This is a genomic window from Corynebacterium afermentans subsp. afermentans, assembly GCF_030408355.1.
Lineage (GTDB): Bacteria > Actinomycetota > Actinomycetes > Mycobacteriales > Mycobacteriaceae > Corynebacterium > Corynebacterium afermentans.
In genome coordinates this window covers 2299234-2317345 of sequence record NZ_CP046606.1, presented here as the reverse complement: position 1 = coordinate 2317345, position 18112 = coordinate 2299234, and the positions used below count along the sequence as shown (strand labels likewise).

18 protein-coding genes are annotated in these 18112 nt (G+C 63.1%); 12 read left to right on the top strand and 6 right to left on the bottom strand.

Translation table 11 applies throughout. From position 1 onward, the window contains the following. Positions 1–95 precede the first annotated feature (95 nt). From CAFEA_RS11025 to CAFEA_RS11015, 3 genes are all read left to right on the top strand, one after another. Entirely contained in the window at positions 96–482 is a 387-nt protein-coding gene (locus tag CAFEA_RS11025) for a hypothetical protein (protein WP_063937039.1), read from the top strand. Positions 483–705: 223 nt separating this feature from the next. Further along, complete coding sequence (locus CAFEA_RS11020; protein WP_034996602.1) at positions 706–930, top strand: helix-turn-helix transcriptional regulator; 225 nt, start codon at positions 706–708, stop codon at positions 928–930. Between the two features lie 129 nt (positions 931–1059). After that, positions 1060–1254 carry a hypothetical protein gene (locus tag CAFEA_RS11015; protein WP_143313276.1) on the top strand — a complete coding sequence of 65 codons (195 nt, stop codon included), beginning with the start codon at positions 1060–1062 and terminating at the stop codon, positions 1252–1254. Between the two features lie 324 nt (positions 1255–1578). Here the strand turns inward: CAFEA_RS11015 and CAFEA_RS11010 are convergent, their stop codons facing one another. After that, complete coding sequence (locus CAFEA_RS11010; RefSeq protein ID WP_187370376.1) at positions 1579–2829, bottom strand: IS256 family transposase; 1251 nt, start codon at positions 2827–2829, stop codon at positions 1579–1581. A 173-nt stretch (positions 2830–3002) separates the two neighbouring features. Here CAFEA_RS11010 and CAFEA_RS11005 point away from each other — a divergent pair, with 173 nt between their 5' ends. Next, on the top strand, positions 3003–3647 hold the full coding sequence (locus CAFEA_RS11005; RefSeq protein ID WP_063937143.1) for a hypothetical protein: 645 nt from the start codon (positions 3003–3005) through the stop codon (positions 3645–3647). A 298-nt stretch (positions 3648–3945) separates the two neighbouring features. On the opposite strand, the gene CAFEA_RS11000 is transcribed toward CAFEA_RS11005, so the two are convergent. Continuing rightward, entirely contained in the window at positions 3946–4563 is a 618-nt protein-coding gene (locus CAFEA_RS11000; protein WP_286131608.1) for a LysE family translocator, read from the bottom strand. Positions 4564–4862: 299 nt separating this feature from the next. Here CAFEA_RS11000 and CAFEA_RS10995 point away from each other — a divergent pair, with 299 nt between their 5' ends. After that, complete coding sequence (locus tag CAFEA_RS10995) at positions 4863–5669, top strand: hypothetical protein (protein WP_063937141.1); 807 nt, start codon at positions 4863–4865, stop codon at positions 5667–5669. A 108-nt stretch (positions 5670–5777) separates the two neighbouring features. Continuing rightward, positions 5778–6038, top strand: coding sequence for a helix-turn-helix transcriptional regulator (locus CAFEA_RS10990; RefSeq protein WP_034996593.1), 261 nt, complete (start codon positions 5778–5780; stop codon positions 6036–6038). A gap of 26 nt (positions 6039–6064) precedes the next feature. On the opposite strand, the gene CAFEA_RS10985 is transcribed toward CAFEA_RS10990, so the two are convergent. After that, positions 6065–6679 (bottom strand): hypothetical protein, encoded by a 615-nt coding sequence (locus CAFEA_RS10985; RefSeq protein ID WP_063937140.1) that lies wholly within the window; start codon positions 6677–6679, stop codon positions 6065–6067. A gap of 308 nt (positions 6680–6987) precedes the next feature. On the opposite strand from CAFEA_RS10985, the gene CAFEA_RS10980 reads away from it, so the two are divergent. From CAFEA_RS10980 to CAFEA_RS10965, 4 genes are all read left to right on the top strand, one after another. Then, on the top strand, positions 6988–7191 hold the full coding sequence (locus tag CAFEA_RS10980; protein WP_063937139.1) for a hypothetical protein: 204 nt from the start codon (positions 6988–6990) through the stop codon (positions 7189–7191). A 272-nt stretch (positions 7192–7463) separates the two neighbouring features. After that, positions 7464–9710: a LamG-like jellyroll fold domain-containing protein gene (locus CAFEA_RS10975; RefSeq protein ID WP_063937138.1), complete on the top strand. Its 2247-nt coding sequence runs from the start codon at positions 7464–7466 to the stop codon at positions 9708–9710. 42 nt (positions 9711–9752) lie between these two features. Beyond that, positions 9753–10256 (top strand): flavodoxin domain-containing protein, encoded by a 504-nt coding sequence (locus tag CAFEA_RS10970; protein ID WP_063937137.1) that lies wholly within the window; start codon positions 9753–9755, stop codon positions 10254–10256. Between the two features lie 76 nt (positions 10257–10332). After that, positions 10333–11652, top strand: a complete 1320-nt coding sequence (locus CAFEA_RS10965; RefSeq protein ID WP_076590011.1) for an amino acid permease — start codon at positions 10333–10335, stop codon at positions 11650–11652. A 3-nt stretch (positions 11653–11655) separates the two neighbouring features. Here CAFEA_RS10965 and CAFEA_RS10960 read toward each other — a convergent pair whose 3' ends face one another. Beyond that, positions 11656–12072: a DUF488 domain-containing protein gene (locus CAFEA_RS10960; RefSeq protein ID WP_063937136.1), complete on the bottom strand. Its 417-nt coding sequence runs from the start codon at positions 12070–12072 to the stop codon at positions 11656–11658. Positions 12073–12210: 138 nt separating this feature from the next. Continuing rightward, on the bottom strand, positions 12211–12651 hold the full coding sequence (locus CAFEA_RS10955) for a hypothetical protein (RefSeq protein ID WP_063937135.1): 441 nt from the start codon (positions 12649–12651) through the stop codon (positions 12211–12213). A 316-nt stretch (positions 12652–12967) separates the two neighbouring features. Here CAFEA_RS10955 and leuS point away from each other — a divergent pair, with 316 nt between their 5' ends. Both leuS and CAFEA_RS10945 read left to right on the top strand, forming a co-directional pair. After that, complete coding sequence (gene leuS / locus CAFEA_RS10950; protein WP_063937134.1) at positions 12968–15796, top strand: leucine--tRNA ligase; 2829 nt, start codon at positions 12968–12970, stop codon at positions 15794–15796. A 377-nt stretch (positions 15797–16173) separates the two neighbouring features. Continuing rightward, the gene (locus CAFEA_RS10945; RefSeq protein ID WP_063937133.1) at positions 16174–17172 is read left to right on the top strand and encodes a hypothetical protein; all 999 of its coding nucleotides are present in this window, start codon (positions 16174–16176) and stop codon (positions 17170–17172) included. On the opposite strand, the gene CAFEA_RS10940 is transcribed toward CAFEA_RS10945, so the two are convergent. Next, entirely contained in the window at positions 17162–18100 is a 939-nt protein-coding gene (locus CAFEA_RS10940) for an acrylyl-CoA reductase family protein (RefSeq protein ID WP_143313307.1), read from the bottom strand. The genes CAFEA_RS10945 and CAFEA_RS10940 overlap by 11 nt on opposite strands. Positions 18101–18112 lie beyond the last annotated feature (12 nt).

Genomic DNA, 18112 nt, shown 5'->3' with positions numbered 1-18112 from the left:
GGGCCTGCCGAGATTCGACAGTTGCGCAGCGCCATCAGTTAAGCCGGGGTCGGCAATGCCGAGGAAAACTGTGGCGCGGGAGATAGAGTGTTCCTATGAAAAAGTTTCCTCTCCTTGCTGCAACAGCAGCACTGCTCATCACAACACTGTCCGTGCCTGCTGCTAACGCCGAGCTGACCCCAACTGAGCGGGACCAGTTCCGCACCGATCCCGTCGGGGCGATTGCTTGGCAAGCTATTAAGGGCTCTTCGGAATACGTGCGCGCCGATGGCAACACCATGATGGCCGCGTCCTTCTTCTCCATGACTTCGCCCGGGGAGAGTATCGGCCTGCCAGCCCTGGAGAACTGCGCCGAGCGCGTCGGCTCCTCTTCGCCGGCAGGCGGTGTGCGCTACGTGGCGGCAGCCCTGTGCGCAACCTTCGACCCGAATGCCCGCAGTCAGGTGCAGCGCGGTGACTTTGGCTACGCGCCGCTGGGCTAAGCCGGTGCGTAGATAGGCAGATCGCTGCGTGTATGCGGCCGAGACCACCCTGCCAGCTTGCCCTCGGCGGAACGAACGTGCCGATCTGAAAATGAGGGCGCGTGCCTCCAAGTCGGAGCGAACACACCGAAATGCGCTGTTTTGCGCTAACCTCACGGCCTATAGGAACAGATTCGGTGCGAACGTTCCGTAACAGCATACGGTCAGCGAGGAGACGAGACACGTGGACATAGAGGCACTCGGCAGCTTTGTGCGCGCCCAGCGTAAGGAGCGGAGGCTGACCCAACTGGAGGTCGCCGAGCTTGCCGACGTGTCGGACCGGTTCCTTCGGGAGCTGGAGCACGGTAAGCCGACGGCCGAGATTGGCAAGGTGATCGACGTTCTTGCCGTGCTCGGGTACGACCTTGAACCCGTCGTGCATAGAGCTGATGAGCTGGGGCGATTTTGAGCGTCGCCCCTTGCGGACTCCACATTGCGGACAAGTGGGTACGCACCAACTGTTTGAGTCCGCCAAGTTTTGAAACTGCCGGACATGGAGCTATTGCCTGAAGCGTTGACGCTCAATAGGCTCTTCGGCATGAGCACCTCCATCAATCTCTCCTCGAACATTCTCGAGGCAGCCAAGGTGGCGGCTGTAAAGAGCGACCTTCGTCAGGTGCTGGGGCGGGCTGGGGAATCGGCGGGGTCAAATGCTGCAGATGAGCTACCAGCGTACGACTGCGGTGGGCCGCCATTGGTCGATCTCGATGACAAGGGCGCAGACTGGCTCTAACAACTCCGCATTGCGGACAATTGGGTGCGCACCAACTGTTTGCGGTTGGCAACCTTTGGTGCGTCGATAGGCGGATGTCCACTGAAATGAGCACGTGAGGGGCTGTGCTCGCGCGGGGTGCGACGTAGGCTGCCGGGCATGGGGATGAAAACTTGGAAAATTGGGGCTAAGGCGGCGGGAACGCACGTTGGGGGCCGGGTAATTGTTGCGAACCGTTTCGGTGAGATTGACGCTTCTGGGCGGGAGCTTGGGCAAGCGGTGGTCAAGTCCCGTGTAGTGGTGTAGCCGTTTGTGCTTTCGGCTCGGTATGAAGTTGGGGGGTTGTTAGGCGGTTAGCTGGTGGTGGTCACCATGATCATCTCCTGTGTGGGGGTTGGGTTGGTGCATGAGGTGTTTGGTGTGCTCGAGTGCAGATAGTGACATGTAGCGTTTTTGTTGGATCCAATCGTCGTGTTGCTCGGCAAGGACGGCGCCGACAAGCCGGATGATCGATTCGCGGTTCGGGAAGATACCCACGACGTCGGTGCGCCGGCGGATCTCCCGGTTTAACCGCTCGGTGGGGTTGTTTGACCACACCTTCGTCCAGACCGGTTTCGGCGCTGCGGTAAACGCCAGCACCTCATCGAGTGATTCCTCCAGATACGCCGCAACCTGGGGGAACTTCGGCTCCAACAGGTCAACGACTTCGCGGGCTTGTCCCCAGGTGGATTGGGCGTCGGGTTGCTGGAAGATCGTCTGGAACATCGCCGAGACCATCGGCCACTGGGTTTTCGGCACCTTTTCGTAAAGGTTTTTCGCGAAATGGGTGCGACACCGCTGCCAGGACGCGTCAGGCAGCACTTCAGATATCGCGTGCTGGATGCCCTCATGAGCATCACTGGTGATAAGGAAGACACCGCGAAGCCCGCGGGCTTTTAAGTCTTGGAAGAAGCCTTTCCACGACGCGTTGGATTCCGCAGTGGCAACGTGCATGCCGAGCATTTCGCGGTACCCGTCGGCGTTGACACCGGTGGCAAGCAGCACGGAGCATTTGACCACCCGGCCGCCTTCGCGCACTTTGATCGTCAACGCGTCGCACGACAGGTAGGAGTACCCGCCGGGATCCAGTGGGCGGTTTCTGAAGTCTGCGACCATCTCGTCGAGTTCTTCCGACATGCGCGAGACTTGCGATTTCGACAGGTGAGAAATCCCAAGGGTTGCCACCAGATCGTTCATTCGGCGGGTGGAGACCCCTTTGAGGTAGCAGGTGGCAATCACAGTCGATAGTGCCCGTTCGGCTCGTGAGCGGCGCTCTAGCAGCCAGTCCGGGAAGAACGCGCCGTGGCGCAGCTTCGGCACCGCGACATCGATGGTGCCGACTCGGGTGTCGAGGTCGCGGTGGCGGTACCCGTTGCGGTGGTTGACCCGCTCGGTGGAAGCAACGCCGTATTCGGCGCCGCAGACGGTGTCGGCCTGGGCGGAGAGGATCTGGTTGATAAACCCTTGCAGCATCTGGCGCATCAGATCCGGGGAGGCTTGAGCGAGCAGATCATCCAGATAGGTTGTCGGGTCGATAGAATGCGGTGCAGCGGTCATCGTCATGTGCCTTTCGGTGAGATGTGGTAGTTGAGTCGAAAGGTTACTGACGATGGCCGCCCCTGTATTTCCCAGGGCCCACCATCAGCAAGCGTTACACCACACTAAGGGACGCAACCCAAGCGGTTGTTGCCGGACTAAATCGGGCGGCCAGAAAGTGTCGGACGGTCAGTATGAAGCAGCCGGAAGCAGGTGAGGTGGCTGAGCACCTCGCAGGCATTGCCTTGATGGCTGGCTTGCCGCTGCTGCTGATGCGGCAAGCAACAACCGTAGAATCAGCGGGTTCGGCAGCCAGGTTGATGGTGGAGATCAGCGGGGAGGCGCTCACACAGGAACCGCGGTTTGCAGGCGTATACGGGCTAGCGATCTCCGCCCGGGAATGCGCCGCCGCCGGCCGTCTGGACATGATGGGGCCGTTTTGCGATACCATCTCCAGCGTGTTGCCGCAACCTCTCTCCAGCGCGGGCGAGGCGGATCGCGCGATGCGGGTGGAAATCCGGGAGGTTGACTTCCCGGAACCTAGCGCTGAATTGGCTGGCGACGGCCTGGCGGAGATGGGCCTGAACTACAAATGCAGCGAGGTAGATGGCGGCGAAATCGGTAAAGACTCCGGCTCAGCGTACTTCCCGCTGCCGCTGTTTGCGCCGGGGACGGCGGAACCGCGCGTGGTTATGGAGATGTGGGTCGATGGCCTGCAGGTGATCGTGGACCTCGAGGCGAAGCTCGCTGGGTACGGTGCTCTTCGGGACATGGTGTATGCCGTGGAGGAGGTTGTGCAGGCGCACCGGCTGGGGCGGGCGCGGGTGCGGCCGGCGTGATGGGGGTCTGTGCCGGGGACCGCTTTAGCCGTCGATAAGTTTGGTGTCCGTGAGCAACCGCCAAGGATAACGGCATAAGTTTGGTAGACGCCCTCGTATGCACTGGCCGAAATGCTCTGGACAGGCTGGAAGACGACGGACTCGTCACCTCCGCGCAGTTGGATAAACCCCATCGTGGGTAGCGCTACCCTGACGTTCTCGCGTTGCTCGACGAGTTCGCCGAGGCCTCCGGCCGGGACGGTAGCGTGGCGGGCGGAGGAGCCATATTTCCTCGGCTCGATCGTGTTGGTCAAAGCCCTCAAAGAGAACGTAAGCCCTCAAAAAGGATAATCACACCCAGCAGAAGGAAGACCACACCGCTGACAATATCCACCCAGGCGGAGTTCTTAGCCATCCACTTCGCAACCGCGCGGGTAGCCAAAGCCACACCCACAAAGAGCACAAGGCTTTCCAGAATCAATACGGCACCCACCATGAGATTGGCACCGATGCCCATGCCGGGATCGATGAAATTGGCAAAGATGGCGCCGAAGAAAATGACCACCTTGGGGTTCGAAAGATCGCAGATAAATCCCATGCGAAAAGCGGTGGATGCCTTGATGATGCCGTCCGGTGTAAACCCGCGCGGCTGCGGGGCGCGGGTATCGGTACCCACTACAGTTGCGGGCGCGCGGCGCTCCTTGATGCCACCGGTAATTGCGGTATAGGCCATCCACAGCAGGTAACTGCCACCGACAACCTGCAGTGCTACGAGGATGCCAGGGTGCGCAGAAATCAATGCGGACAGCCCCGCTAAGGAGGCCACGGTCCAGATGGTAAGGCCGGTGGTACTACCCAGCGCCGCCCATACGGCTGCGCGCGTAGAGCGCGCACCTAAGCGAATGATTTGCATTACGTCTGGACCCGGTGACGCCATCGCCGCGAACCACACGCCCATAAGGGTCACTAGGGCGCTAAAAGCCACCTAACACCTCCCTGCTAATGGATTTGCGCATGACACTATAACGGCGCTCTCACCTGCAGCGAAACAGATACGTTCTGTGATTTAGAAATCCGCCACCTGCCCGAGGGCTTTGCGGACTCCGCATTGCGGACAACTGGGTGCGCACCAACTGTTGGGCGTTGGAAACCTTTGGTGCGTCGATAGGCAAATGTCCACTGAAATGAGCACTCGAGGGGCTGTGCTTGAGCAGGCTGCCCCGTAGGCTGCGCGGCATGGGGATGAAAACTTGGAAAATTGGGGCCAAGGCGGCGGGAACGCACGTTGGGGGCCGGGTAATAGTTGAGAATCCGGGGCGCGAGCTGAACGCGACTGCGCGGGCGCTCGGGCAGGAAATTGTGGATGCCGTGAACCGCACGGCGAGGCAGTGGCGGACGGTGGACGATAGTCAGCCGGTCACCGGGGAGCGCGCTGAGGAGCTGGTCAGCTACACCGTGATGGCTGGCGTCCCGTTGATGATGCTGCGCGACGCGAGGACTGCGAACAGGGCGGCGCGTGCAGCGGGGATGCTCGCGGAGATATGTAGGGAAGCGATGGCTCTTGAGCCGAGGTTCGCTGCTATCTACTCGCTTGCTGTCACGGCACGTGAGCAGGCTGAACAGGGGATCATGGAATTCATGCCGGTGCTGTGCACCAGCATCTCGTGGGCTCTGCCCCAGCCGGTGCGTCTTGGCGCAGTAGCCCATGCAATGCGGGTCGAAATCAGTGAAGTGACGCTTCCGACACTTGGAGGCCCGAAGCGCGCAGGTCTTGCGGGCATGCGCATGGATTTCGAGTGCGAAGAAGTTCGCGGCGTCGAGATCGTGCCCGAGCCCAGCACCATCTACTTTCCGCTGCCGCTGTTCGGACCCAACAAGGCGGAGCCGGACGTGGTGCTGGAGATGTGGGTCGGCAGCGTGCAAGTGACGGTGGATCTGTCCACGAAGCGTTCCGGGTTCGGCGCGCTGCGGGAGATCGTGTACGCGGTGGAGAAGGTTATGCAGGCGCACCGGCTAGAGCGGGCGCGCGTGCGGCTGGCGTAGGGGTGGCTGAATAAGCAATATCGCCTTGTTATTCGATTTGAAACTAGCGAAGATGGACGCATCGCAGTTGTTATTGAAATGGTCGACTACCACTGACGGAGGTGAACAGTGGCTACTCAACCCTTGGCAGAAGCGTTCCCAGTAGGAGATTTCCTCGCGGAGGAACTGGAAGAACGTGGTTGGAGCGAAGCAGATTTCGCCGCGATCATGGGACGGCCGACGCGCTTCGTTGAAGAGCTCATCTCGGGCGAGCGGGAGCTTACGCGGGAATCCGCCGAGCTGGTCGGGGCAGCGCTTGGTACCTCGGCAGAGCTGTGGCTCAATCTCCAGGACACGTACCGGGCGTGGGAGCACTTTAGCCGTCGATAAGTTTGGTGTGCCCTGGGGCTGAGTCGCTACTGCCAGGGCAGCTCGATGCCGAGGCGCGGCGCCAACGCCACCACGCCGATGCCCACGACCGCCAGCGCAGCCAGCACACCCAGCACGACAGCTGCGGTGTTGGTTTCGGTGGTGGTGTACTGCGCCAGAGTCGGGCGCTGCGCGTTGACCTGCGCCAGCTCTGCTTCGGCTTCGGCGACGTAGTCTTCGGCCTCGTCGAGGGTCATCTGCTCGGCGGCGGAAAGCTCGTACGCGTCCTCGACACCCTGCTCCGCACCGGCCAGGCGCTCCCGAGCGGACTCCACCGCCGCCGCCAGCGCGTCCTGGTCCGCGGCCTGCGCCCACGCGAACTCCGCCTCAGCCGCGGTCAGCGCTGCCTCCGCGTTTCGCACGGCGGCGTTCGCAGCGTCGCGCTGCACCTTCGCTGCTTTGGCGTCGCGTTCGGCCTGTTGGAGTGAGGCGGATGCGTCGCTAAAAAGCGGCTGCCACTTTGCGGTCGCTTTGTCGAATCCTTGCTGGTCGACGGTGCTGGTCGAACTCCCTGACGACTGCGCCTCAGCGACGGGGACTTGAACAGTGCCGACGGCGAGCGCGCAGGCGAGCGTGGCAGTTGCGATGCGGGAACGGGACATGGTGGTGCGATCCTTCGGGACACAGGCCAAACGGTGACGAGTTAAAAATCTAGATCACCAAAACCTGGCAAACAATTGGACGTCCGGTGGTGGTGCCGCAGATCCTCCCGATCAGACGGTAGACCGCACAGATGGTGAATGAGGGATGGTGAATCCGCGAAAATTTTCGGACTTTCACCATTAGCCTTTCACCATCTGCGCGAATGGCGGCGCTGCTGGCGTGAACTGCGAGGTGGTCAACCGGAGGCCCGTCGATAGGCGAATGCAAAACACCGCTCCCTACAGCAACACGCGTAACCTAAACCAGCATGACTAACGCCGAGCTGCCGGAGCAGCACAGCGACGAGCACCTTGAGCTCTCGCGCCAAGAGTTCGACCGGGAGAACCTCTCGGATGCCGACATCGAGCAGATCAAGGAGCAGCGCGAGGGTGACAAACCGGACACCATCTTCGTGCTAGTGGTGGGCCTGGTGATCATGGGCGTGGCGGTGCGCAACATCGTTGCGGGGTAAGGGTTTTCGCGCCCAAAAAGATATAGAAAGATATCGGAACAATTCGCTGACCAGGGGAAATAGCGAATTCCGGCCCGCATTCGCCCCGCTATATCTTTCCTATATCTTTCGGAGCCGAAAAATGGGTCCAAAAAGAATTCCCTGGGGAAACATGGGTAAGGGCGACGCGTGGGCGTCGATAAGCTTAAGTTTCACCTGAATTTTACCTCAGCGAAACCTGAGGGTGCTACGTTTCCAACTGCCTACCGCCCCTCTAGAAACGAAGGACTGCCATGCGCAAGCACATCGCCGCGATTACTGCTCTCGCCCTGCTCACCCCAGTTCCCGTCGCCAACGCGGAGGATCTCGCCTCCCGCTTCACCCTCGGCGTCATGCCGGACACCCAGTTCTACGCTCGTTACGGCACCGAGGCCGCCGGCGACATCTTCGGCGACCGCTACGGCACCAACCCATTTGATGTGCAGACCGAGTTCCTGGCTGAAAACCACAAGAAGCTGGGCACGCAGTTTGTCACCCACCTGGGCGACGTGGTGGACCAGCCGGAAGACCGCGCCAGCTGGGACATCGCGGACCGCGCGATGAAAACGCTCGAGGATGCCGGGGTGAACTACTCCGTGCTACCGGGCAACCACGACCTGACCATGTTCGACGGGAAATCCGCGTTCACCGAGTACTTCCCGGAGGAGCGCGCGAAGAAGAACTCCACCTACATGGGCCGCACCGCCTCCACGGAGATCCACGCGGGCGGCGACGGCTACGCCTTCCCGGGCCAGAGCGTCGACTCGGAGTACCACATCTTCGAAGCCGAGGGGCAGAAGTACCTGGTGCTCGCGCTCGGTTTCCGCGCCAACGACGAAACGCTGGAGTGGGCGCAGCAGGTCATCGATAAGCACCCGGAGCTGCCCGTGATCCTCACCGCGCACGAGATCTCCGGCATCAACGGCGACGGGTCCACCTACTTCACCAAGGAGTACGGCGAGCACCTCTGGGACAAGCTGATCCGTAAAAACGACCAGATCTTCCTTACCATCGCCGGCCACCACCACGGTGCGGGCTACCACGTGGAGAAGAACGACGCTGGTCACGACGTAATCAACATCCTGCAGGACTACCAGATGGCCTACCTGGGCGGCAACGGCCTGATGGGCCAGCTGCAGTTCGATCTGACCAACAACCAGCTCGAGATGCTCGCGTACTCGCCGTGGGTGAAGTCCAAGAAGTACGAGCAGCTCAACTCCTTCGACCACCTGATCATGGAGGGCGAGGGCGACTCCTACACCATCGATTTCGACTTCGCGGAGCGCTTCAAGGCGTTCGCGCCCTCGTTTACGGCCGGCGACGCGAACGACCCGGACTACAACGAGGCGCTGAAGCAGACCATCACCGACGGCTACAAGGCCTACGAGGTCACCGAGAAGGACAAGCCGAAGAACGAGCAAGACTACGCCTACGTGGACGGCACCGTGGTGCACTGGCGCCCCGGCCAGACGAAGGTCGAGGGCACATTGCTTAACGACGGCGAAGCCGCCCCCGCCGGCGCCGTCATCCCCGACGTCGCTAGCGGCGACGACATGACCCGTGCACGCCACCGCATCGCGGCAGGCGCCGACGCGGTGACCTTCTCCGACGACAAGCACCCGCTGTCTTCGGACCGCGGCTCCCTGCACTGGAAGGACCCGAAGTTCAAGCACTCCACCGCCTGGTTCGAAACCGCCACCGGCGCCGACATCAACTCCGAGGAATTCAAGGACGGCTACACCGTGGAGGCCTTCCTCAAACTCGACGAGGACTGGAACGCCGACAACAACAAGTGGTCCAACGCCCTGGTCCGCGACGCCTCCGGCACCATCACCCACCCGGAAAACGAAGACGGCGACCCGATCCAGATGCTCGGCGTGTCCAGCCTGCGTGAGCTGCGCTGGTACTCCTACGGCGAAAACGGCGAGGGCTTTTCCAACTGGACCCACGAGGTGCCGAAGGGCAAGTGGATGCACATCGCCGTGGTCAACGACCCGGCCGACGAGTCCGTGACCATGTACGTGGACGGCTCCCCGATCCTGCGCGACGGCTACGGCCCGCTGGGTATGGGCGGCAACGGCGACAAGTGGCTTCTGGGCACCTCCGCCTGGGACAACGACAAGGTCGACGGCTGGTTCGGCAACATCGGCGAGATCCGCATGGTGGACCACCCGATCGCCCCGGACCAGTGGCTGACCGCCCGCGGCAAGGCCCCTGCGCCGACGACCGCGCCGACCACTGCGCCGACCACCACGGCCGCTCCCGCTGCTCCGGTGACGACGACCGTTTCGGTGCCGACCACCGTGACCGCCGAGCCGAAGCCGGCGGAGGATCAGGACGGCTCCTCCGACGGCTCCTCCAACGTGGGCAGCAGCATCGGCGTCTTCGCCGGTGGTGTGCTGGTGGGCGTGCTTGGCCTGCTCGCGGCAGTGCTCGCCGGCGCGGGCGGCGCGCTCCAGTGGGTGCTGGATCAGCTGCGCCCGTTCCTGCCTCAGATGTAGGTTCGCGGAAACGCGCAGGTCTATCTGCCGTAGAATAAGGCTATGACCAGTGTCTTCTACGCCACGTTCTACGGCTCCACACGCCAGTACGCCGAGGCACTGGCCGGCCGCCTCGGCACCGTCGCGCGCGAGCTGCCCGCCACCCTCGACGCCGCCGGCGGCCCCGTCGTCGTCCTCTCTCCAGTCCACGGCCCCTCGCATCCGGGCGTGCGCTTCATCAAATCACTGCCGGCGATTGACCGTCCGTTGGCTTTAGTCACTGTGGGCATGACGCCTGTCGACGCCGCAAGGCACGACGACGCTTCCGGCCCCCTCCTCGGGGACCGCGCCGGGCAAGTGACCCGCTTTTACCTGCCTGGCAGGCTGAACTACTCGGAGCTGACCACCGCGCACCGGTGGGCGATGAAAGCGCTGGTGGGCGCGCTGCGGCTCAAGGTCCAGCGCACCGAAAACGAACAAGCGATGGTGGACAGCTACGGCCGGGACACGGACCGTGTGGACCTGGCACTCCTCGACCCGGTTGTGGAGTGGGCGCAACGCGCCTAGCTCCCCGGTTATCGCTGCGCGTCGTGTTGCCTTATCATTCGTGTGGCGTATACCACTCATGTGTTAAGGAGTACCTTTGACCACTGCGGGCAAAGAGTTCAATTTGGAACACCTCACCGTCGCCGACAAGCGGCAGGTAGAGGAAAACCGGTCCGGAGCCGTCCCCGATGGCGGCACCCTGTCCTGGGCTATCACCCTGTTCGGCACCGCCGTCGGCGCCGGCATCCTGTTCCTTCCCATCGACGCCGGCAGCTTCGGCTTCGTCCCACTGCTGCTGATCACCCTCTTCATCGGCCCGATGGTGTTTTTCTCCCACCGCACCTACGCCCGCATCGTGGCCGCTTCCCCGGTCAAGGGTCTGGACGTGCTGCAGGTGGTCACCGCCCTTGCCGGCCGCAACCGCGGCCTGATGACGGGCCTGATGTACTGGCTGTCCATCTACCCCATCGTGCTCATCTACGGCGTGAGTATCACCAACACGATGGACAGCTTCGTGGTCAACCAGCTCCACGGCCCTGAAGTGCCGCGCTGGCTCATGGCCCTCCTGTGCGTCGGCGTGCTCACCGGCGCCTACGCGCTGGGCAAGAAGGCCACACTGGCCTTTGCCAACCTGCTGGTCTACCCCCTGATCATCGCTTTGGCTGCGGTCTCGTTCTACCTCATCCCCCAGTGGGACCTGGCCAGCTTCCGCTCCTACGAGTCCGACGTGCCGTTCTGGAAGGCGATGCTGCTGATCCTGCCGGTGTTCGTGTTCTCCTTCAACCACATGCCGGCGATGTCCCAGTTCGCTCTGGACGTGCAGAAGAAGTACCCGGATGACCTGGAGTCCACCAAGAAGGCCGTGGCGAAGACCGAGCTCATCACCACCGCGCTGCTGGTGGTATTCACCATGTTCTTCGTGTGGTCCTGCACCCTGGCGTTGGGTGCCGACGGCATGGACGCCGCCCGCGAGCAGAACATCCCCGTGCTGTCCTACCTGGCCAACGAGACCCACACGCCGTTTTTGGCTGTCCTCTCCCCGATCGTCGCCCTGTGCGCAATCGCCTCGTCCTACTTCGGCCACGTCATGGGCGCCGAGGAAGGCACCACGTACCTGGTGCGTGCCGTGGCGCCTGGCGTCGCTGAGCGCATGGATCCGAAGAAGCTGCGCTGGGGGATCTACGTCTTTATTTTCGTCACCACAGTGATCGCCGGCATCCTCAACCCGTCCATTCTGGACCTCATCTCCGTGGTCGGCGGCGTGTTCATCACATTCTTGGTTTACATCGTGCCGATGCTTCTGTTCCGCTACGCCAAGGACTACCAGCGCTACGCCAACAAGCCGGAAACCTGGTTCGTGTTCGTGCTGGGCATCGTGATCATGTGCGTGGCCATCTGGCAGATGTTCGCGGGCTAGAACCTAGAGGTGCACGACCTCAACGTCGCCCTTCTCGGCGAGGTACTCCGCGGCCACCGAGCGATGACATTCGGCGGGGTCGGGTTCTGAGCAGAGGAGGGCGGAGCCGTCGACAAGCTTGGGCATCTCGCGCTCGTCGAACTCGGCGCGGAGCTTCTTCGCAAACTCGTCGAACGGCAGCCCCTCTTTGCGATACGCGTGCATGAGGTCCTCGCTGGGCGCGAGAGCGAGTTCGTGCGTGTAGCCGATGCCCGCGATGGTGTCGAGGAACCACGGCAGGTCCGACTGCTTGGTAAATCCGGCGAGCTGGTTCGAGTTGTGGCGCCGGATATCGACGATCTGTTTGATCCCGTTGTTGCGGAGCATGTCGAAGAACTCCTCCGCGGTCTTCTTGCTGTACCCGATGGTGTAGAGGTGCATGTTTGCGACTGTAGCGGCTTTGGATCCAAGGTTGCGGACTCCGCATTGCGGACAATTCCGGGAGGACCAACGATTGGTGCTGGCCAACGAAAAAGCGGCCGCCCCGTGATAGGGAACGGCCGCTTTGATTCGCCGGTTTTAGAACGGCAGGTACTGCTGAACCATCGGCTGGATGAATGGCCAAGCGGCGCCGCCAAGTGCGAGCAGGCCCAAGATCACGGTACCGGCGATGATGCCGGCCTTGGTGCCGTCGGTCATCGGGGTGGTCTTGTAGTTCTTACGGTCGACGCAAGCCTGGTACGCATTGACGGTCTCGCGCCCCTCGATCGCGGCGGAGTCGCTGGAGCCAAACGCCTCAGCGAGGTAGGAAGACGTCATGACGGCGTTCGCGAGCTTCTCCGGGTCGTTGGCGAGGAATTGCTCGGCCTCGTCCGGGGTGGTGTTGTCGGTGCCCAGCGGAGTAACGACACGGCAGCCGAAGTTGTAGTTGGTCATCGTGTTGGACGCAGCCTGGGCTTCAACTGCGCCGAGGGGCAGGGTCATGGTTGCGGCCAGAGCGGCTGCCGCGAACTTCTTCACAGGGAAACTCCTCGTCTGTGACAGGAAAACAACAGGTTCAGATATAAATATATCCAGATCTGGCAGGTGGCGGGAAACGGGGGTGTCCTGCGGGGTTGCCGCCGCCCGCTCGCAAAAGTTTACATGCGAGGAGACGCATAAGTCTGTGGCCTGCAGGTTTAAATCTGGACGCCTGTCCGGGATGTCAGATCATACGAAAACGACGCCCAAATGATCTGCTAGTTCGGCACCGAAGCCTATCGACGCCCAAGGGGTGGGAACGGGCAGGGCCGGAGGTGCGTCGATAGGCGAGGGCCCTTAACTACACTGTCTAACCATGACTGAGGCGACCCCGCACCGCTATACGGCCGAACTGGCCAACACCATCGAGCAGAAGTGGCAAGCGCACTGGCGCGAGCACGGCACCTTTAACGCGCCCAACCCGGTCGGCGACCTTGCCACCGGCGAGGAGCTGCCGAAAGACAAGCTCAACGTCCAGGACATGTTCCCGTACCCGTCGGGCGCTGGCCTGCACGTGGGCCACCCGCTTGGCTACATCGCCACGGACGTCTACGCCCGCTACAACCGCATGCTGGGCAAGAACGTGCTGCACACCCTGGGCTACGACGCGTTCGGCCTGCCGGCGGAGCAGTACGCGATTCAGACGGGCACGCACCCGCGCACGACTACTGAGGCGAACATCAAGAACATGACCCGCCAGCTGGACCAGCTGGGCCTGGGGCATGACCGTCGCCGCGCCGTCGCCACGACGGATCCGGAGTTTTACAAGTGGACGCAGTGGATCTTCCTGCAGATTTACAACGCGTGGTTCGACGAGGAGCAGCAGAAGGCCCGCCCGATCGAGGACCTGGTGCGCGATCTCATGTCCGGCGCGCGCACCACGAAGGACGGCCGCAACTTCCGCGACCTGACCACGGAGGAAAAGCACAAGGCTATCGACGAGTTCCGCCTCGTCTACCTCTCCGACTCCATGGTCAACTGGTGCCCGGGCCTCGGCACCGTGCTGGCCAACGAGGAGGTCACCGCCGAGGGCCGCTCCGAGCGCGGCAACTACCCCGTCTTTCGCAAGCGCCTGCGCCAGTGGATGATGCGCATCACCGACTACTCGGACCGCCTGCTCGACGACCTTGACCTGCTGGATTGGCCGGAAAAGGTCAAGAGCATGCAGCGCAATTGGATCGGCCGTTCCCGCGGCGCGGACGTGCACTTCGCCTCCCCCGCCGGCGACATCACGGTCTTCACCACCCGCCCGGACACGCTGTTCGGCGCGTCGTATGTGGTGCTTGCGCCGGAGCATCCGCTTGTCGACGAGCTGGTCACCGCGTCCTACCCCACCGACGTCGATAGCCGATGGACCGGCGGGGCAGATACTCCGCGCGAAGCAGTGGATAGCTACCTGCGATCCATCGCCGCGAAGTCCGACGTGGAACGCCAGGAGAACAAGGAAAAGACCGGCGTGTTCCTCGGCTCCTACGCCGTGAACCCGGTCAGCGGCGAAGAGGTGCCGATCTTCATCGCTGACTACGTGCTCACCGGCTACGGCACCGGCGCGATTATGGCGGTGCCGGCCCACGACGATCGCGACTACGAGTTCGCCACCGTCTTCGGCCTGCCCATCACCCCCGTGCTGGACGGCGACGTCTCCGAGGAGGCGTTCACCGGCGACGCCGCCCACATCAACTCCGCCAACGAAGACGGCCTGGATTTGAATGGTCTGGGCAAGGGCGAGGCGATTGAGAAGGCGGTCCTTTGGCTCGTCGATAGGCAAAAGGGCTCCGAGAAAATCCAGTACAAGCTGCGCGACTGGCTGTTCGCCCGCCAGCGCTACTGGGGCGAGCCGTTCCCGATCGTCTACGACGAAAACGGCCAGGCGCACGGGCTGCCCGAAGACATGCTGCCGGTCGAATTGCCGCAGGTAGAGGACTACAACCCCGTCGCCTTCGACCCGGAGGACGCCGACTCCGAGCCCGCCCCGCCGCTGGCCAAGGCCACCGACTGGGTCGAGGTGGAGCTGGACCTGGGCCACGGGACGCAGAAGTACTGGCGCGATACGAACGTCATGCCGCAGTGGGCGGGTTCCTCCTGGTACCAGCTGCGCTACATCGACCCGACCAATGCCGACGCCTTTGTGGACATTGAGAACGAGCGCTACTGGACCGGCCCGCACCCCGACGAGCACGGCGCGAACGACCCGGGCGGTGTGGACCTCTACGTCGGCGGCGTCGAGCACGCCGTGCTGCACCTGCTGTATGCGCGTTTCTGGCACAAGGTGCTGTTTGACCTCGGCTTTGTCACCTCCCAGGAGCCCTACCGCCGCCTGTACAACCAGGGCTACATCCAGGCGTACGCCTACACGGACTCCCGCGGCGTGTACGTCCCGGCCGCTGAGGTGGAGGAAAAGGACGGCAAGTTCTTCTACAACGGCGCCGAAGTCAACCGCGAGTACGGCAAGATGGGCAAGTCGCTGAAGAACGCCGTCGCGCCGGATGATGTGGTGCGTGACTTCGGCGCCGACACCCTGCGTGTCTACGAAATGTCCATGGGGCCGCTCGACACCTCCCGCCCGTGGGCGACGAAGGATGTCGTCGGCGCGCACCGCTTCCTGCAGCGCCTGTGGCGCCTGGTTGTCTCTGAGGCGTCCGGCGAGGTCGCCGTGGTAGACGCTTCGCTGACGGAAGACGACCTCAAGGCGCTGCACCGCACCATCGCCGGCGTGCGCGACGACTACGAGCACCTGCGCGACAACACAGTCGCCGCCAAGCTCATCGAGTACGTCAACTACCTGACCAAGACGTACCCTTCCGGCGCCCCGCGCGATGCCGTCGAGCCGCTGGTGCAGATGGTCTCCCCGCTCGCCCCGCACATCGCCGAAGAGCTCTGGTCGGTGCTGGGCCACACCGAGACCATCACCTTTGAGCCGTTCCCGGAGTTCGACGAGCAGTGGCTGGTTGACGACACCGTCGAGGTCCCCGTCCAGATCAACGGCAAGGTCAAGGCGCGCATCGACGTCGCCACCGACGCCACCAAGGACGACCTCGAAGCCGCCGCACTTGCCGACGAGCGCGTGGCCGACCTGGTCGCCGGCAAGAACGTGGTCAAGGTGATCGCCATCCCGGGCCGCATGGTCAACCTGGTGGTGAAGTAGGAGCTTTGAGCTAGGTTGCTGGCTGCGGGGGCGCCCCGTCCCCACCGTCCCGCGGAATAGTTCACTCGCCAGGCCCTCCCAGTGAATTAGTCCACCTTGGACGGTTGGATAATTCACTTTCCCCAGGTCGCCAAAACACTGCGGCGGACTTATTCACTCGGCGATGAACTATTCCGCACCACCGCCGCCGGCACTTCGCGGCTGAATCTGTCAGGCGGCCCGCGAACCCCCCCAGGTCGGCACAAACGGCTGGCGTAATCTGTCAGGACCCTGGCCGCCCAGCTACCGCGGAACCCCCGCCCGCCACCCAGGTCTGTGACGGGTGTGACTGATAAACTCCCAAGTGAACGCGACCAACGATCACGAAGGATGAGTGCATGTCCACCCCTTACAACGACGGCGATTTCCAGCCGTACCCGGAGCATCCGGAAGGCAGCCACCCGGAAAACGGCGCTGGCTACTCCGCCTACAACTCCCCCAACTCCCCCAGCTCCTACGACGCCTTCGAGGTGAACACCGCGGCGTCGATGGCCGGCGCCTCGGCGCTGCGTTTCCACGGCCAGCAGCTCACGGACAACGCCCCCGGCGACGGCACGTCGCCGCACCCGATCAATGATCCGGCGTCGAACGGCTGGTTCCACGTGAAGGGCAACGGCAAGCTCGAGATCATCGAGGCGCTGACCTGGGGCGTGAAGGCCGTGTTCGCCAACGCGAAGCTGTGGATCCCGCTGGGTGTGGTTTACACGGTGCTAACGTTGCTGGGCCAGTTTTTGCCGGGCGTGGGTTCGATGATCAGCATGATCGGCATGTTGGCGTTTGTCCCGTGGATGGTTGGCGTGGTCTTGCAACAGACGCTGGTGAAGCAGCTGACTTACAACGACGCGAAGGCGCCGGCGTACGGCAAGACGCTGGGTGTGGCGGCGCTGCTCGGCGTTGTGGCCGGGATTGTTTCTACGATTCTCCTCATGGTGCTCGCGTTCGGCGCGCTGACCTCCATCGATCCGGCAACGCTGCCGGATAACCCGGATAATGTCGCCCCGGACGAGATGTGGAACCTGGTGCGCCCGATTCTGGGCGCGCTGGCTGTCACGGGCGTGATTGGCCTTTTGGTCATGCCGTTTTTCACGTTCCAGGCGTGGTACGCGGCGGATAACAACGGCTCTTTCGGTAACGCTATTTCCGGCGGGTTCAGGGCTGGCGCGTCGAATTACCTGAAGATTTTGGGCTTCGTGGTGCTCGCCGGGTTGATCAACTTGGTTGGTGCGGCGCTGTTTTTCGTCGGCCTTGTTGTGACCGTGCCCGGCACCATGCTGGCTGCGGCGCACGCGTACCGCCAGATCTCCGGCGGTCCGGTGCCCAAAGAAGCTACAGCTTAACGACGGCGCGTCCGCTCCACCCACCATCGAGCAGCGAACGCCCAACTTCCACGACGCCATCCAAACCGACTTCCTCGGTGCGGATGGCGTTCGTGTCTACGGAGGCGTTGAGGAGCGCCCAGGCTTCGTCGCGGATGTCGATCGGAGCGTCGACGGAGTTGATGCCCACCAGCTGCACCCCGCGCAGGATGAACGGCAGGACGCTGGCGGGCAGGTCGTTGCCGGCGGCCATGCCGCAGGCGGTGGCGACCCCGCCCCAGCGAAGCTGCGTCAGCGCGTTGGCCAGCACGGTCGAGCCGACGGTGTCCACCACGCCCGCCAGCCGCGCCTTCTGCAGCGGCTTGCCCGGCTCGGAGAATTCGGCGCGGTCGAGCACCTCGGCGGCGCCGAGATCCTTCAGCCAGGCGCCATGCTTATCGACGCGCCCGGTCAACGCCCACACCTCATAGCCGCGGGCGGCCAAAAGCTGCACGGCAATGGAGCCGACGCCGCCGGTGGCGCCGGTGACGAGCACGGGGTCGTCGATAGGCGAAAGTGCGGCCCGCTCCAGACCTGCGACCGAAAGGGCGGCCGTGTAACCGGCGGTGCCGATCGCGGCGGCCTCATCCGCGGAGAAGCGGGACGGCACGCGGGTGATGTCTTTAGCGTCGATACGCATCTGCGGGGTGTAGCCGCCGTGGCGGCGCTCGCCGATGCCGCGTCCGTTGACGGTGACAAGCGTGCCGTCCTCGAGGGTGCCCACGGCGTCGATACCCGGCACTGTCGGCAGCTCGCGCAGGATGCCGCGGTTGCCCGAAAGCGCCATCGCGTCCTTGTAGTTCACCGAGGAGTGGCTCACGTTGATCAGGGTGTCGCCCTCACCCGCGAACGCCGCCTGCGTTTCTACGATCTCCGGTCCATTTTCAGTGACAATCAAGCTGCGGTTCATGGTCGCCAGCAT